Origin of the sequence: Bacillus sp. REN10 (assembly GCF_016820555.1) — a bacterium.
Taxonomy (GTDB): Bacteria; Bacillota; Bacilli; order Bacillales; family Domibacillaceae; genus Bacillus_CE.
Genome location: NZ_JADHDW010000004.1, coordinates 143,818 through 159,378 on the forward strand (window position 1 = coordinate 143,818; position 15,561 = coordinate 159,378).

Genomic DNA, 15,561 nt, shown 5'->3' on the forward strand with positions numbered 1-15,561 from the left:
CAAAATATATTCTTTCAATCACCTTAAAAAATGATTTGTATATTAAGAGCTTGTTAATAATTTACACTATTTTTACGGAATCTATGGAAGTGGCGATTTATTCATGGTTTTAATTGAGGAGGTTCTCATTTTTCTTAATAAATTCTAAACATACTATTAACTATAGATTTATTCGTTATTCATAAATATTTTTTAACATAGTAATTAGATTTGGAGGAAAAGGGAGGGAAATGATTGGATTTACATATTCATTCTATTTATTCAGATGGACACTGGACGCCAGCTGAAATTGTAAAAGAGGCGAAAGATAAAGAAATTCAGGTGATTGCTATAACCGATCATGATGCGCTGGAAGGTTATGATATCGGTCTTAAAGTAGCGGAAAAAGAAGGAGTTAAGCTGATCTCAGGGATTGAACTGAATACCGATGGGGAGTTAGGTGAGATGCATATATTAGGGTACTTATTTGATGCGAAACATCCTAAAATCATCGAACATGTTCAATGGAGAAAGAAAGAAAGGTTAGAATGGGGAAGAAAAATTGTTGAACAGCTTCAACTATTGGGATATTCCATTTCTTTTGAGGATTGTTTAGAACGAGCGGGGCAAGGGGTTCTTGTCTGAACACACATAGCAGAAGAGCTTGTGGACACTGGTTATTTTAAAGACCAGCAACTAGCTTACGACACATTGTTGCGTAAAGGACAACCAGCCTATGTTCAACGAGAAGCCTTTTCAGCCATTGATGCGATCCATCTTATTCATGATGTGGGCGGATTAGCTTTTTTAGCTCATCCGGGAATATATTCATTTGAAGTACCTTTAGATATTTTATTGAAGCATGGATTAGATGGTATAGAAGTGTATCATTCCAGACATACAACAGAAGCGACAGCATATTGGTTGAAAGTAGCGAAAGAGAATAAGCTGTTAATATCTGGTGGGAGTGATTTTCATGGACCTCATTCACGAAATCCTTATCCGATAGGCAGCGTGAAGATTCATTCTATTATTCGGCTTGAGCAATGGGAAAGGAGAATTGCCAAGAGATGAAATTACTTTTTGCTTCAACTTTAGCTTGGGCTTATCCAGTAGATGTAGTAATGAAAGTGGCGAGAGAGGAAGAGTTTTTTGGTGTTGAAGTTTGGGCTGAGCATATATGGAACTATGAGACCGCTCCTAAAAAAATTGAAGAGACAAAGAAAGAACTTGATCTTGCATTAACAATGCATGCAGCCAGCTGGGATTTAAATCTTTGTGCCCTTAATTCTGGTATTCGTCAACAATCCATTGAAGAAATTAAGCGTTCGATCGAATTAGCCATCAAAATAGAAGCGAATAATATTACGTTTCATCCTGGTAAGATGACATTACCTTCTTTTTTGACTTCTATGCATGAAGAATTACTAGTCGAATCACTAGATGAGGTTGTTCGATTTGCTAGAAGAGAAGGAGTAACGCTGTCGCTTGAAATGATGGAGTGGAAGGCGAAAGAATTTGTCACAGAGCCTACTGTTTTAAAGAGAGTAATTGACCCATTCATTCCGCATTTGCAAACCACTTTCGATGTGGCTCATATTCCTTTTCATCAAGATATTCAGGCGGTTTGGGCGGCTATGCCTAATGTGGGGAAGATTCATATTAGTGATGCAACGCAAGACAAGCTTCACCTTCCTTTAGGAGAAGGAAATATTGAAGAAGATACGTTACATTTTTTCTTACATACCGATGAGTTTCCTATTGTCATAGAAGGGTTTGATCGTTCGAGAGAATTAACATGGTTAAAGAAAAACTTAAATTACGTTAAGCAAGGCAGTTTAGTGTAGATGAACGGAGATGGTTCTTTGAAAATTTTAGTGACAAATGATGACGGGATTTTTGCACCTGGTGTTTCCGCTTTAGTTGAAGTGTTGCAGCACTTTGGTGAGGTGTATGTAGTATGTCCTGATCAGGAACGGAGTGCGGTGGGGCATTCGATTACATTAAGAACACCATTAAAAGCGAAGCCTGTTCATATTTTTCCAGGTGTTAAGCAAGCATGGGCAGTGAATGGCACACCTGCTGACTGTGTGAAGCTAGGAATGGAAGTTTTATTAAAAACACCACCAGATATTTTGTTTTCTGGTGTGAACCTTGGTCCTAATCTTGGAAGGGATTTGTACTATTCTGGGACAATGGCTGGAGCGGTAGAAGCATCTCTTTATCACATCCCCTCTGTTTCTATGTCCTTAAATGCTTTTAATGATGTTAAGGTGAACTATTATAAAGTCAAACAGCTTATATATGATGTGGTTGAGACAGTGATTAGAAATAAGATTCCTAAAGGCGTGTTTTTAAATATTAATTTACCTAATTTATCAAAGGAATTATGTAAAGGGATCGCTACTATTCCTTTAGATATGAATGTTTCACGTTATCGTTATGTTGGTCTGAATGATCCACATGGCCAAGTTTATTTTTGGTTAAAGGATGAGCTGAATCAGCTGTCAGAGTTCAGTGAAAATAGTGATTATGCAAAGCTGAAAGATGGCTATATTACGGTGTCACCAGTAGAATTTCGGACTCATCAAAAACGAAAGCAAGAACAAATTCAACGATGGTTTCAACAAGCACATTTAAGTTATGACAGGGAGGAAAAAACGAATGCGTAAATTATTTATGACGATGATGGTTTTAGTATTTGCTATTGTAGCAGCTGCATGTGGGAATAAAGAAGAGCAAAGTTCAGCAAAAGAAAATGAAACAGAAAATACAACTGGCAACTCTGAAGTAGCTGGTACTCTTAATTTTTATACATCACAGCCGGATGCTGATGCGCAAGCACTAGTGGATTCTTTTCAGAAGAAATACCCTGATGTGAAAGTAGAGACTTTCCGTTCGGGAACAGAAGAAGTCATTTCTAAAATTCAAGCGGAAAATTTAGCTGGAGATATTCAAGCTGATGTGTTGCTAGTAGCTGATTCCGTTACATTTGAAAGTTTAAAAGAAGAAGATCTTCTCATGTCCTATCAATCTCCTGAAGCGGACAAGCTTCCAGAAGCTTTTGTTGATTCAGATGGAACCTATGCAGGAACGAAGATAATGGCGACTTCATTAGTAGTCAATACAAATGAAGTGAAGGATGTACCTGATAGTTGGAGTGTTTTATCAGACGAGGTCTCTAAAGAAAAAGCCATCATGCCAAGCCCGTTTTACTCAGGAGCTGCAGCTTACAATGCAGGAGTTTTTTCTAGACAAGAATCGTTTGGATGGGATTTTTATAAGAATTTAAAAGAAAATGGAATGAGTGTTACAAAAGGAAATGGTGGCGTGCTCGAAGCAGTGGCTACTGGAGAAAAATCTTATGGAATGGTAGTAGATTTTGTTGTCGCTAGAGCGAAAAAAGAAGGTTCGCCTGTTGAATTAGTCTATCCGAAGGAAGGGGTACCAGTTATTACAGAACCAGTAGGGATTATGAAGAATACAGACAATGAAGCAGCAGCAAAAGCATTTATTGACTTTGTTCTTTCCGAAGAGGGGCAAGAGTTAGCAGCAGAATTGGGATATACGCCAATTCGTGAAGGTGTAGCGGCTCCAGAAGGATTAAAAACAATCGAAGAATTAAAGGTATTAGAAGCTGATACGGCAGAACTGCTTAAAGCTCGCGAAGATGATAAGAAGCAATTCGGAGAAATTTTTGGACAACAATAAGTTGGAGAGTGCAAGAAATAAAAGGGAGAGAGGGCAATGATTGCTGACAATCAACTTACGGAAAAGAGAATGAGAGGGCTGCCCTCCTTCTCTTTATTAAATAAAAAAAACATCTTGTTCACAATTGGTTTTCTATTAGTTATTTTATTCTTTGTTGTACCCGTACTACGTTTGATTTTCCTTAGTTTTATGGAAGAAGGGTCGATCACTCTTAATCATTACACAGAAATCTTGAAAGAAAAAACGACATGGTTAACGATTCAAAATACGATATACATTGTTTTAGGATCTACGGTTTTGTCACTTAGTTTAGGAGTAACCCTTGCTTGGATTGTGGCTTATGTCAATATCGGTGGAAAGAAATGGATGCAACTCTTTATTTTCCTTCCGTTCATTATTCCTTCATACATAACGACTTTAGCTTGGATTCAATTTCTTAGCAAAAATGGTTTAGTCTCCTCAATGTTACATTCGCTTTGGCAAGAGGTGAAACTTCCCAATTTATATAGCATGGGAGGGATTATTTTTATTCTTGGGATTTCCCATTATCCATTAGTTTATTTATTTACGGTGAATGTGTTTCGGAAGATTCCTAGGGAGTTAGAAGAAGCGGCTAAGACATCTGGAGCTACTAGAGGAACGGTATTTAGAAAGGTTATATTCCCTTTGGCCTTACCAGGGATTGCTAGCGGTGGTTTACTAGCGTTTTTAACCAATCTTGATAACTTTGGTGTACCTGCTTTTTTAGGTATTCCGGCTAATATACGAGTGTTAAGCACTTATATATATGAACAAATTGTTGGGTTTGGACCGTCAGCTTTCTCCAGAGCGGCTGTTCTTTCTGTATTATTAGGCATCATCGCACTTGTTGGAACGTTCATTCAATGGTTGCTTTTGAAGCGGAGTAGAGTCACTGATACGGTGACGAGAGATTTGGAACCGAGAATCTATTTATCTACTACCCGTAAAAGAGTCGTCGAGTTTGGTGTTTGGACTTTTTTGCTGGTGACTAGTTTAGTGCCATTTTTATCAATGGCTGCTACTTCTCTCATTAAAGCCTATGGACTTTCCTTTAAATTTGAAAATCTATCACTTAAAAATTATCAATATGTCTTTTTTACCGACCCAAAAGCTATGTCATCACTATCTACTAGTTTGCAATTAGCGCTCTTTTCTACGATTGTTTGTGTAGTAATTGGAACACTCCTTGCGTATTTACGATATAAACAACCGAGTGTTGGAACGAAAATAACCGAGTTGTTTATTACGATTCCGTATGCTTTACCAGGAACGGTTTTTGCGCTTTGTATGATTTTTGCATGGATGCAGCCTATTCCTGGTTGGAACCTTGGGATTTATGGATCTATTTGGATATTGCTTATTGCTTATGTGACAAGGTTTTTAATTTTACAAGTTCGTGGAAGCTATACTGCTTTATTACAAGTAGACCCATCTATTGAAGAAGCAGCAAGAACATCGGGAGCGAAAGGTTGGGTGAAATGGAGGAAAATCCTTTTGCCATTAATTTTTCCAGGACTAGTCGGTGGTGCTTTATTAGTGTTTTTGATGGTTTTAACAGAACTAACCGTATCAAGTTTGCTATGGTCTACTGGCTCAGAGACAATTGGAGTGGTCATTTTCAATTATGAACAAGCTGGTTACACGACCTATTCAACTGCCTTTGCCAGTGTCATTGTGTTAGCTATCTTACTTGGTGGAATTTTATTTATATTGTTCAGCAAATTATGGGAAAGAAAGGTGATGAAGAGCAAATGATTCAAGTTGACCAATTAACAAAGAAGTACGGTTCTTTCACAGCTCTTCAGTCTGTAGATTTACAGATTAATAAAGGGGAATTTATTGCTATTCTCGGCCCGTCTGGTTGTGGAAAAACAACCTTACTAAAGTTGCTGGCTGGTTTTATGAAGCCAACTGACGGAGAAATTGAAATGGATGATCAGGTAGTAGCCTCCAAAAAACAGTTGATTCCTCCGGAAAGGAGAAACATAGGGATGGTTTTCCAATCCTTTGCTTTATGGCCACATATGACAGTTTATCAGCATATTCAATTTCCGTTGTTACATCATCATTATGTAGCTAAAGAATTAAAAGCCGATGTCGATCGTAGAGTGCGAGATGTGTTGAAGTTAGTTGGACTAACGGAAATGGCTGATAGATATCCAGCGGAACTTTCAGGAGGGCAGAAACAGAGGGTGGCTTTTGCACGAGCGGTTGCTTCTCTTCCTCAACTATTGTTAATGGATGAACCACTGAGTGCTTTAGACGTAGAATTGCGTATGGAAATGAGGAAGGAAATTCAAAACATCCATAGAAAAACTGAAGCGTCGATTGTTTATGTAACACATGACCAAGGAGAAGCATTGGCTATGGCTGATCGAATTGTTGTTATGAACAACGGCAGGATTGAGCAAATTGCTTCTCCGGAAATCATTTATTCAAGGCCAGAAACAGAATTTGTTGCTACTTTTGTAGGGAAATGCAACCTTGTAAAGGGGACATGGGAGAAGGACTTTTTTGTACCGGAAAAAGCTCCTTACGAGAAATGGCTCGATACTGGCGTGTCTTTACAATTTAAAAAGAAAGGTGTTTATCCTATTCGTCCAGAACAATGGCAGCTAACAAAAAACAACCATCATGCACTTCAAGGCGTCATCACCTTTGTCCAATATCAAGGGAAAGAAATTCATTATACCGTTGAAGTAGAGAATGAAACATGGACCATCCATGAATCTGTTCATTCACCGCGCTACTCTATCGGTGATCAAGTCGGTCTAATGATAAAAACAAAGGAGCGTGAGTTACTGCCTGTATGATTCGACAAGTGCCTGTCACGCCCCGGGTTTTGTCGAACTCCCAAATACGTCCCGCGTGTTTGTTTGTGCGGGATGTTTTTTGATTCTATTTTTCTTTTTGGGCATATACATATAAGTAGCTTAGGTGGAAAATTTGCTTAGAAAGGAGAAGTTATGAGTCGCTGGGTACAATCTCATTTTCTTGAAGTGTTGGCTTTGATGGTTATGGTGACGGCTAGTTATTTGACTGTTCAGCGGTTAGTGGGGAGACAAGCTGTTACTTGGGTGTTGCCGGACTCTTTGTTGCAGATGAACATGATTTTTTTAAGTATTGTGATTGAAGCGATTCCGTTTGTCTTAATTGGTGTATTGATTGCAGGGTTTATCCAAATTTTCATTCGGGTGGAACAAATGGAGCGATGGATACCGAAGAACAAATTTTTGGCTGTGTTGATGAGTTGTGTTGTGGGAGCTTGTTTTCCAGCTTGCGAATGCGGCATTGTTCCCATTGTCCGGCGGTTAGTTGCTAAAGGGGTACCTATTTATGCTGGAGTTGGCTTTTTGTTAACGGGTCCGCTTATTAATCCGATCGTAATCTTTTCAACGTATATGGCTTTTGGGAACGATTGGGAGATAGCAGGGCTGCGAATGGGCGTCGGGTTTGTGGCGGCGTTACTCATTGCTTTGCTTGTCAGTTTGATTTTTAAAGGGAACCAATTGAAAGAGGAGCGTTTGGCCGCTTCATCTGTCGAAGAAAAGGCTCCTTTTTCGAAGCAGTTGTTCTCGATGTGTACCCACTCGATTGATGAGTTTTTTGACATGGGCAAATATTTGATTATTGGGGCTTTTTTAGCGGCTTTTGTACAAACATATGTCTCCACTCAGTCCATTTTACAAATGGGAAATGGAGTGTGGACCATGATGGGACTTGCTTACTTTTTGTCTTTATGCTCGGAAGCGGATGCCTTTATCGGTGCCTCTTTCCGTCAGTTTTTTCCCGCGACCTCTATTTTGGCTTTTTTAATTTATGGACCGATGATTGATTTGAAAAATACGTTTATGCTTTTAAGTGTGTTTAAAGTGAGGTTTGTGGCAGTTTTAATCGTAATGATTACGTTTATTGTTTGGGGATGTATTCAATTATTGAGTTAATGAGGGGGAGAAACGATGAAGTTTCAATCTCAGCAAGCCGTTCGTGCCTTCATTTTGCTCGCTTTTGCTTTATTTTTAGCTCGCTTGCATCATGGGGGAGATATTTCACGATATGTAAATCCGGCATACAAGTGGTTAAGTCAACTGGCCACAGGGCTATTTCTCTTTTTGTTTATCATTCAATTATCTCGGCTTTGGGCAAAAAAAGCTTCTTCTTGTGATCATGGTTGTTGTGGTCATGATCATGGCCATTCCGATTCGCGAAGGAAAACCATTCTTTCTTATTCTATTTTATTGTTGCCATTAGTAACCGGTTTTTTACTGCCGGTTCAAATATTGAATGCCTCCACTGCGGCTAAAAAAGGGATGGCTGCTTTTCAATCGGAACGGACTGTAGAAGTGCAGGAGCCGCTCGTGAACGCAAATGAGATGAGTGATCAAGAATACAATCAAAAAATACAAGCGCTTCATCAAGAGGAGATGATCACGCTCACCAATGAATTGTTTGAGCCTTATTACGGGGAAATCAATGCCGAGCCAAGTCGGTATATCGGCAAGAACATTAAGATGACTGGCTTTGTGTTGAAAGATGGGGATTTTCAACAGAATCAACTCGTGCTTGCTCGATTTTTGATTACTCATTGTGTCGCCGATGCTACGACGATTGGCTTTTTAACGGAAATAGAAGAGGCGGCGAGTATTCCGCAAGATACATGGTTGGAAATTGAAGGAACGCTTGCGACGACCTCCTATAATGGAGCGACATTGCCGATGGTGAAGGCTATATCGTGGAAACAAGTCGAGGAACCGACTGAGCCTTATGTGTTTCCAGTGTTGACGAGGATTCGGTAGGTGCCTGTGATTCGACAAGTGCCTGTCACGCCCCGAGTTTTGTCGAAAAAAATAATGCCAGTTCCCGCCCTGCGATGGAGCAGGAGGGAGCTGGCATTTGTCTTTTTGTCTATTATTCTTCCACATTAAAGTACACTTTTTCAATACCTGTAAATGGTACAGGAGAGGTACCCATTTTGACGGTGGAGAAGATGAGTAAGGTTTGGTCTTTTTCGTTATAGAACATTTTCTTAATGTTTCCGTAAGTTTGCAGTTGAGCAAATGGTTCCATTGTTGAATAGTCAGATGCTTGAATATCATTTTTGCCATTGGCTGTGTATAGTTCACGATTCGCAATGTCGAAAGCAATAGAGGTATACGGACGGTCAAGCTTCGCTAAATACGTCATTTCCTCCCAAACAAAACAACAAAATTAAAATATTTATAGATGCAATCGACATCGTGAAAGCCGCTTTCTGTTAACCAGTTCAGCTGTTGTGGCAAGGTGGACATTCGATCGATCTTTGTTCGCTCGCGGGCTTCTTCGAGTTGCTGTTTCGTTAGTCCACTGGCCTCGATTTTTTGCCACCAATCCTGTTTGTATAATGAGTCGATGAACGGTGTATGACCTAGTACTTGGTCAGCGTTGATGAAAACGCCTCCTGGATTCAGTAATGTGTGCACCTCTTCATATAATTTTCTTTTTTCCTCATCAGATAGATGGTGAATCGATAAAGAAGAAATGATGATATCGAATGTTTGATTGAACTTGTATTGCGTGTAATCAGCTGTGATGTAGTGGATCTCTTCATGCTCGAACCGTTTTTTCGCGATCTCTAGCATATTTTCAGAAAGATCAATAAAAGTGAACTGAGCTTTCGGGAACTTCTCTTTCAAAAAAGCGGAAAACAATCCTGTACCTGCGCCAATGTCTAAAACAGTCGGTGCTTCTTTCTCACATTCTATAAGCGATATTGGAATCGAATAAAAATCATCAAAGCAAGGAATCAGTTTTTTCCTTTGTTCATCGTAAGCAGCGGCGTGTTCATTGAATTTGTGCATGACTTGTTTTTTTGTCGTATCCATTTTATTGCCTCCTTTTTTGGTGTTAAATAAAGGATACATGACTTAATATATAATGAAAATGAATAAAAAAAGCACTAATTGATAACGAACTGTTATTAGAGAGAAAGCGGGGATCAGCATGGAAATGAAGTGGATACGCACATTTATTAGTGCGGCTAACTATGAAAATTTTCGTCAGGCGTCGGATGAGTTATTTTTAACGCAGCCGGCTGTCAGTAAACATATACAGCGGTTAGAGCAGCACTTGGATATTAAGTTATTTGATCGCGTAGGGAAGCATGTAGTGTTGACAGCGGGCGGAGTTAAATTTTTGCCGATCGCGAAGAAATGGATGACTGTTTATGAAGAAGGAATCGAAGAAATGGAGGCGTGGAAGAAAGGGGTTCATCGTATGATGAAGATCGCGGTCGCTCCGCAAATCGCCGCTTCGATGTTGCCACCGGTGTTAAGTCGCTTTATGGCGGCACATCCAGAGATAGAAGTGGTTATTGATGTCGTTCGTTCCTTTGACATTGGCAAAAAGGTGCGAAGCGGACAAGCGGATATTGGTTTGTCACGGATGGAACCTTGGGAAACGGGCATTCATTATCGAGTGATTCATCGAGATTCCGTCGTGCTCGTCGCTCCCTATCATTCAGCACAGCATTCCATGACGGAAGTGGAAGCGCTGGGAACCTATCGCTTGCTGACAGAAAATCACCCGACATATTGGGAAGAACTATTGCCAGCTATTCGGCAAGTGGTCCCAGCCGTCCGTACTTTGCCTGTTACACAAATGGATGTGACGAAACGACTGATCGAACAAGGACTTGGTCTCTCTTACTTACCTTTATCCATGGTAAAAGAAGAAATTGAACGTCAAACACTCATGACCATCCCATCCGTCCAAATCAATCCACCCGACTCACTCACCTATTTCATCACTAAAACCCACACAGAAGAAGTCGCGAAATTCGACAGGTGCCTGTCACGCCCCGGGTTTTGTCGAAACAAACCATGACAGTTTCATGTTGCATAGTTGGCATGGTTTGTTCTATAGTTGAAAAATAATTTTTTAAATGATTTTTTTAGCATACAATACTTATATCTAAGAATGAAGGTGATGAGAATGGTTGTAGAAAAACTGTTTCACGAAGCGAAAATTTTAATTGTGGATGATACACCGGCTAATGTATTGTTGTTAGAACGTTTGCTTAAAATGGAGGGGTATCAACATATTTATAGCGTTAACGATTCTAGAGAAGCGGTTCAAACATATGAAGACATTAAACCTGACGTTATTTTATTGGATTTGCGCATGCCTTATTTTGATGGGTTTCAAATTCTGCAAATGCTGAAAAATCGACATGAAGAAGAGTTTTTGCCTGTCATTATCATTACTGCACATGGAGACCAGCAGTTGAGAAACCAAGCGTTAGAACAAGGGGCCATCGACTTTATCGGCAAACCATTTGATCGCACAGAAATCTTAATGCGTATCCGGAACGTGATTCAATTACATATGATGAACAACCAATTACTCCATCAAAATGAAGAGCTAGAAAAACGAGTGGATGAACGGACGAAAGAAATTCAGAACATAAAGTTAGAGCTGATTCATCGACTAGGTTTGGCGGCTGAATATCGCGATAACGAAACCGGTGAACACACGGCGCGAATGAGTCACTATTGCAAACGTTTAGCCAAAGAGCTCGGGAAAGATGATGCCTATTGTGACCTTCTTTTTCACGCGAGCAGGCTGCATGACATTGGGAAAATTGGTATCCCAGATCAGATCTTGTTGAAGCCAGGGAAATTAACGCCAGAAGAATTCCAAATAATGAAAACGCATACAACCATTGGGGAACAATTATTTTCTGGTTTAGAATCGTTTAAAATTTTTCAGATGGCGAAGCGAATTGCATTAACTCATCATGAAAAGTGGGATGGTTCAGGTTATCCCAACCAATTGAAAGAAAAGAGCATTCCATTAGAAGGAAGAATTGTGGCGGTTTGCGATGTGTTCGATGCGTTAACGTCCAGTCGTCCGTACAAACAGGCGTGGTCGATTGAAGAAGCGATCAAGGAAATTGAAAAAGGCAAGGGAAAGCACTTTGACCCAGAAATTGTGGATGCCTTTTTAAGAATTATTCCAGAGATGATAGATATCAAAAAACAACAATCTTCCTCATAACAAACTTGTATATCAATCCCCTTAAAGGTGGGACATTTCATTGGAAAAACAACATCAACCTACTAGAATCTCTATCTTTCGTTACATTCGCCGGTCTTTTTTATCTAAAGCATTGATTCCGCTCGTCTTAGTTGAGCTTAGTTTTATTTTGATTTATTTCGTGACGAATCAATGGTCTAATACCGTGATGACAAACACGATCTCAAAAGATATTCAAGAGGAACTTAAAGAAATATCGTTTCGGGAAGCCGCCTTAATTAAAGAGCAAGTCACAAGTGTCGAAAATGCGACCCGAACCTTTCAAAAACAAGTGACACGGTTTCAACAGACCAATCAAGTGATGGATACGATTGATACCAAACGTTTGGCTCTTGCGAATAATGGCGTTTATCACACGACAAGTGATCGTCCGGATCGTGGGGCGGCCGTCTTTTACAGTGGTTATGTTCCTATTGGAGAGAAGGAACGAGAAAAAGTGGCTACATTATTGCCGATGCAAACATTAATGAAGGATATTAAAGAGAGTGAGCAGTTAGCGGCTGCCATTTATTACAATACGTATGATTCGTTAAATATCATCTATCCTTATTTTGATGTTTTAAAGCAATACCCACCACATATGAATATCCCTAGTTACAACTTTTATTATGAAGCCGATGCTCGCCATAACCCGAAGCGCCAAGTCGTTTGGACGGATGCTTATTTAGATCCAGCTGGGAATGGGTGGATGGCGTCTGCGATCGCTCCGGTTTATAAGGGGAATTTTCTTGAAGGGGTTGTGGGAGTCGATATTACGATCGATACGATTATCAAAAATATTTTAGATTTAGACATTCCTTGGGGTGGATATGGGGTGCTAGTAGGGAATGATGGTGTGATTTTGGCACTGCCACCAAAAGGAGAAAAGGTTTGGGGGGTTAAGGAGTTAAAGCAGCACACATATAATGAGGCGGTTAAGCAAGACACATATAAGCCAGAGAAATTTAATATTTATAAGCGGAAAGACTTACAATCGTTTAGTTTGAAAGCAAAACAGATGAACAACGGGCTGTCGGAAGCCAAATTAAACGGTGAAGACTACATGATTTCTTGGGCAACGGTTCCGAAAACGGGCTGGAAATTATTTATCGTGGTTGAAAATGATCAAGTATTTGCATCTGTTAATAACCTAAAGGATGAATTAACGAGAATCGGATTATTTATGATAGTAGGTCTCGTCGCCTTTTACATCATCTTCTTCTCTCTTTTAATTCGCAATGCTAAATCGATTAGTTCGTTGATTGCCGATCCGTTAATTGAAATGGGGCATTTAATCCGGCATATTGGTAAAGGCGATGTGTCTTTGAAAAAGCCCAATTTTTATATTCAAGAACTTCAGGAAACAGCGAATCATGTCGTGCGTATCGGAAATCAGTTAAGTATGACCCAAAATCACTTGAAAAAACGAGAAGCAGATTTAAGGGCCCTTGTCTATTCGTTAGATGATATCGTTTGTGAGTTGCAAGTGGATGGGAAAATTTTGAATATTTGGATGGGTGAACAAGCCTTCTTAGCACCGTTAGGCGATTTATTATATCGAAATATAACAGAGGTTTTTGGGCAAGAAACAGCGGAGCATATGATGTCAGCGGTAGAAAAAGCCATGACGTTAAAGAAATCGATCGCCATCGAAATGACGATCGCGACTAGTTTCGAAGTAAGGTGGTATCTATGCCGGATTGCACCGATCTTGCATGAGAACCAGCCGGTGCATTCCGTTTCACTTGTTGCTAGGGATATTACGGAACGAAAGCAAATGGAACAGTCGATTATTGTCGCAAAAGATGAAGCGGAAAAAGCGAATCAAGCGAAGACGAAATTTTTATCGAATATGAGTCATGAGCTGCGTACACCGCTGAATGCCATTATTGGCTTTTCTCAGCTATTAGAATATGACACGAGCCATCCGCTGACAACGGAACAACGAGAAAATGTCACGGAAATCTTGAAGGCGGGTCAACATCTTCTATTGATTATCAATGAAATTCTTGATTTATCACGCATTGAATCTGGTCATTATTATTTATCGATCGAATCCGTTCATTTAACGAACAAGATTCAGAACTGTGTGACGTTAATGATGCCAATAGCGAAAAAGCAACAAGTGAGCATCGTTTGTGAATTAAGTCCACAAGAATCGATTTATGTGAAAGCCGACCCATTCCGGCTCAAACAAGTCATTTTGAATGTGTTGTCCAATGCGATTAAATACAACAAAGAGGGAGGACAGGTTTGGATAAGAGGACAAGTCGTTGGCGAGATGTTCCGGCTCGAAATCATTGATAACGGCATCGGTATCGCAGAAGACCAACTCGAGCACATTTTCGAACCATTCACACGTATCCCATCCATCGAACAAGTGGAAGGAACGGGCATCGGATTATCCGTATCCAAAAAACTAATCGACCTAATGAACGGAAACATCGGTGCCTCTAGCCAACTAGGTGTGGGCAGTACCTTTTATATCGAACTTCCGCTTGGATAGGGGGGTGCCTGTCACTCCCCGAGTTTTGTCGAAAGGCCGCCTTGCCAATTGCAGTTGGCAAGGCGGTCTTTTGCAAATATTGGAGTATGTTGGTTGTGTGTGAAAGTTTTTTATTCTGAACTGTGTATGTACGATGGTGTGAGAGGTCGGCGGTTATACTCGATTCAGGGCATCTTTTCTCATCCTTTCATTGACATTATCTGAAAAATAGAATAAATTAATATATGAGTATATGCTCATATATTTAATATACAACGGCAAATTGTTTTACTAGATCACAGTTCAACTCTGTTTCGAGGAGTGACATACAAACAAAGGGGGAGGCAATATGGGACATCATCACCACGGGCACGATCATCATGGACATCATCACCATCATCATTTTGAAGACACGCGAGAAGGCAATAAAAAAGGATTAATCATCGCTTTATTCATTACAGCGGGCATTATGCTGTTGGAGTTTTTCGGGGGATTATTCACGAATAGTTTAGCGCTGTTATCCGATAGTGGTCATATGTTAAGTGATGCAAGTTCTTTATTATTAAGTTTAGTGGCGATCTCGTTTGCGGCGCGACCGGCTTCGCCAACGAAAACGTACGGATTTTATCGCTTTGAAATTTTAGCTGCTTTATTAAATGGTGTGACATTATTTGTGATTGCTGGATTTATCGTTGCAGAAGCCTATGAGCGATTTTTGGAACCGCCGACTGTGGCGAGCGGAACGATGATGCTGATTGCCTCCGTTGGGTTGTTAGCAAATTTACTTAGCGCTTGGTCGTTAATGAGTAAAGGCGATGTGAAGAATAACGTCAATTTGCGAAGTGCCTATTTACACGTGTTAGGGGATGCACTTGGGTCTGTCGGTGCGTTAGTGGCTGGTTTGTTAATGCTTCTATTCGATTGGTATATTGCCGACCCGATTATTTCTGTTTTGGTCGCTCTCCTTATTTTAAAAAGTGCGTGGGGCGTCATTAAGCATTCCGTCCATATTTTAATGGAAGGTACACCGATGACGATTGATCAAGCAGAAGTGAAAAAAGAGTTAGAAGCCATCGATGGCGTCATCGATGTTCACGACCTTCATATTTGGACGATCACTTCTGGATTGGACACCTTAACTTGCCATATCCTAATCGAAGACAACAAAGATAGCCAACAGATCTTGCAGCAAGCGATTAACAAAATTCAAGACAAATTCAAAATTAAACATACAACGATTCAAATAGAGACATCTCAGATTGAGCATGGGGAGATGAAAGTATAATGAGCAACAGCCGCTTTTCCAATTGAGG

General features: G+C 40.0%; 15 protein-coding genes. 13 read left to right on the plus strand and 2 right to left on the minus strand.

Translation table 11 applies throughout. The annotated features are described in order from the left end of the window. Positions 1-234: 234 nt before the first annotated feature. The 9 genes from IRB43_RS08130 (at position 235) to IRB43_RS08170 (ending at position 8,507) form a co-directional block, all read left to right on the plus strand. On the plus strand, positions 235-624 hold the full coding sequence (locus IRB43_RS08130; RefSeq protein ID WP_203362963.1) for a PHP domain-containing protein: 390 nt from the start codon (positions 235-237) through the stop codon (positions 622-624). 21 nt (positions 625-645) lie between these two features. Then, positions 646-1,053 (plus strand): PHP domain-containing protein, encoded by a 408-nt coding sequence (locus tag IRB43_RS08135; protein WP_203362964.1) that lies wholly within the window; start codon positions 646-648, stop codon positions 1,051-1,053. Then, on the plus strand, positions 1,050-1,826 hold the full coding sequence (locus tag IRB43_RS08140) for a sugar phosphate isomerase/epimerase family protein (protein ID WP_203362965.1): 777 nt from the start codon (positions 1,050-1,052) through the stop codon (positions 1,824-1,826). Before IRB43_RS08135 ends, IRB43_RS08140 begins: the two co-directional genes overlap by 4 nt. An 18-nt stretch (positions 1,827-1,844) precedes the next feature. After that, positions 1,845-2,651, plus strand: coding sequence for a 5'/3'-nucleotidase SurE (surE, locus tag IRB43_RS08145; RefSeq protein ID WP_203362966.1), 807 nt, complete (start codon positions 1,845-1,847; stop codon positions 2,649-2,651). Beyond that, positions 2,644-3,690, plus strand: a complete 1,047-nt coding sequence (locus IRB43_RS08150) for an ABC transporter substrate-binding protein (protein WP_203362967.1) — start codon at positions 2,644-2,646, stop codon at positions 3,688-3,690. Before surE ends, IRB43_RS08150 begins: the two co-directional genes overlap by 8 nt. Before the next feature lie 36 nt (positions 3,691-3,726). Further along, positions 3,727-5,466 (plus strand): ABC transporter permease, encoded by a 1,740-nt coding sequence (locus IRB43_RS08155; RefSeq protein ID WP_203362968.1) that lies wholly within the window; start codon positions 3,727-3,729, stop codon positions 5,464-5,466. Further along, positions 5,463-6,524, plus strand: a complete 1,062-nt coding sequence (locus IRB43_RS08160; RefSeq protein ID WP_203362969.1) for an ABC transporter ATP-binding protein — start codon at positions 5,463-5,465, stop codon at positions 6,522-6,524. The genes IRB43_RS08155 and IRB43_RS08160 overlap by 4 nt, the downstream gene beginning before the upstream one ends. Positions 6,525-6,677: 153 nt before the next feature. After that, entirely contained in the window at positions 6,678-7,655 is a 978-nt protein-coding gene (locus tag IRB43_RS08165; protein WP_203362970.1) for a permease, read from the plus strand. A 15-nt stretch (positions 7,656-7,670) separates the two neighbouring features. Then, positions 7,671-8,507, plus strand: a complete 837-nt coding sequence (locus IRB43_RS08170) for a TIGR03943 family putative permease subunit (RefSeq protein ID WP_203362971.1) — start codon at positions 7,671-7,673, stop codon at positions 8,505-8,507. 112 nt (positions 8,508-8,619) lie between these two features. Here the strand turns inward: IRB43_RS08170 and IRB43_RS08175 are convergent, their stop codons facing one another. Together IRB43_RS08175 and IRB43_RS08180 are read right to left on the minus strand one after the other, a co-directional pair. Next, positions 8,620-8,895 (minus strand): hypothetical protein, encoded by a 276-nt coding sequence (locus IRB43_RS08175; protein ID WP_203362972.1) that lies wholly within the window; start codon positions 8,893-8,895, stop codon positions 8,620-8,622. Next, positions 8,892-9,572 (minus strand): class I SAM-dependent methyltransferase, encoded by a 681-nt coding sequence (locus IRB43_RS08180; protein WP_203362973.1) that lies wholly within the window; start codon positions 9,570-9,572, stop codon positions 8,892-8,894. Before IRB43_RS08180 ends, IRB43_RS08175 begins: the two co-directional genes overlap by 4 nt. 118 nt (positions 9,573-9,690) lie before the next feature. Here IRB43_RS08180 and IRB43_RS08185 point away from each other — a divergent pair, with 118 nt between their 5' ends. The 4 genes from IRB43_RS08185 (at position 9,691) to IRB43_RS08200 (ending at position 15,533) form a co-directional block, all read left to right on the plus strand. Next, positions 9,691-10,572: a LysR family transcriptional regulator gene (locus IRB43_RS08185; RefSeq protein WP_203362974.1), complete on the plus strand. Its 882-nt coding sequence runs from the start codon at positions 9,691-9,693 to the stop codon at positions 10,570-10,572. 108 nt (positions 10,573-10,680) lie between these two features. Next, on the plus strand, positions 10,681-11,745 hold the full coding sequence (locus IRB43_RS08190) for an HD domain-containing phosphohydrolase (protein ID WP_203362975.1): 1,065 nt from the start codon (positions 10,681-10,683) through the stop codon (positions 11,743-11,745). 40 nt (positions 11,746-11,785) lie between these two features. Beyond that, positions 11,786-14,269 carry an ATP-binding protein gene (locus IRB43_RS08195; protein ID WP_203362976.1) on the plus strand — a complete coding sequence of 828 codons (2,484 nt, stop codon included), beginning with the start codon at positions 11,786-11,788 and terminating at the stop codon, positions 14,267-14,269. A 328-nt stretch (positions 14,270-14,597) separates the two neighbouring features. Further along, a complete protein-coding gene (locus IRB43_RS08200; protein ID WP_203362977.1) occupies positions 14,598-15,533 on the plus strand; it encodes a cation diffusion facilitator family transporter in 936 nt (311 codons plus the stop codon). Positions 15,534-15,561 lie beyond the last annotated feature (28 nt).

Coding starts and splice junctions, on each gene's coding strand:
- IRB43_RS08175 (WP_203362972.1), bottom strand. CDS start 8,895: ATGACGTATTTAGCGAAGCTTGACCGTCCGTATACCTCTATTGCTTTC.
- IRB43_RS08140 (WP_203362965.1), top strand. CDS start 1,050: ATGAAATTACTTTTTGCTTCAACTTTAGCTTGGGCTTATCCAGTAGAT.
- IRB43_RS08200 (WP_203362977.1), top strand. CDS start 14,598: ATGGGACATCATCACCACGGGCACGATCATCATGGACATCATCACCAT.
- IRB43_RS08155 (WP_203362968.1), top strand. CDS start 3,727: ATGATTGCTGACAATCAACTTACGGAAAAGAGAATGAGAGGGCTGCCC.
- IRB43_RS08170 (WP_203362971.1), top strand. CDS start 7,671: ATGAAGTTTCAATCTCAGCAAGCCGTTCGTGCCTTCATTTTGCTCGCT.
- IRB43_RS08190 (WP_203362975.1), top strand. CDS start 10,681: ATGGTTGTAGAAAAACTGTTTCACGAAGCGAAAATTTTAATTGTGGAT.
- IRB43_RS08185 (WP_203362974.1), top strand. CDS start 9,691: ATGGAAATGAAGTGGATACGCACATTTATTAGTGCGGCTAACTATGAA.
- IRB43_RS08150 (WP_203362967.1), top strand. CDS start 2,644: ATGCGTAAATTATTTATGACGATGATGGTTTTAGTATTTGCTATTGTA.
- IRB43_RS08165 (WP_203362970.1), top strand. CDS start 6,678: ATGAGTCGCTGGGTACAATCTCATTTTCTTGAAGTGTTGGCTTTGATG.
- IRB43_RS08160 (WP_203362969.1), top strand. CDS start 5,463: ATGATTCAAGTTGACCAATTAACAAAGAAGTACGGTTCTTTCACAGCT.
- IRB43_RS08180 (WP_203362973.1), bottom strand. CDS start 9,572: ATGGATACGACAAAAAAACAAGTCATGCACAAATTCAATGAACACGCC.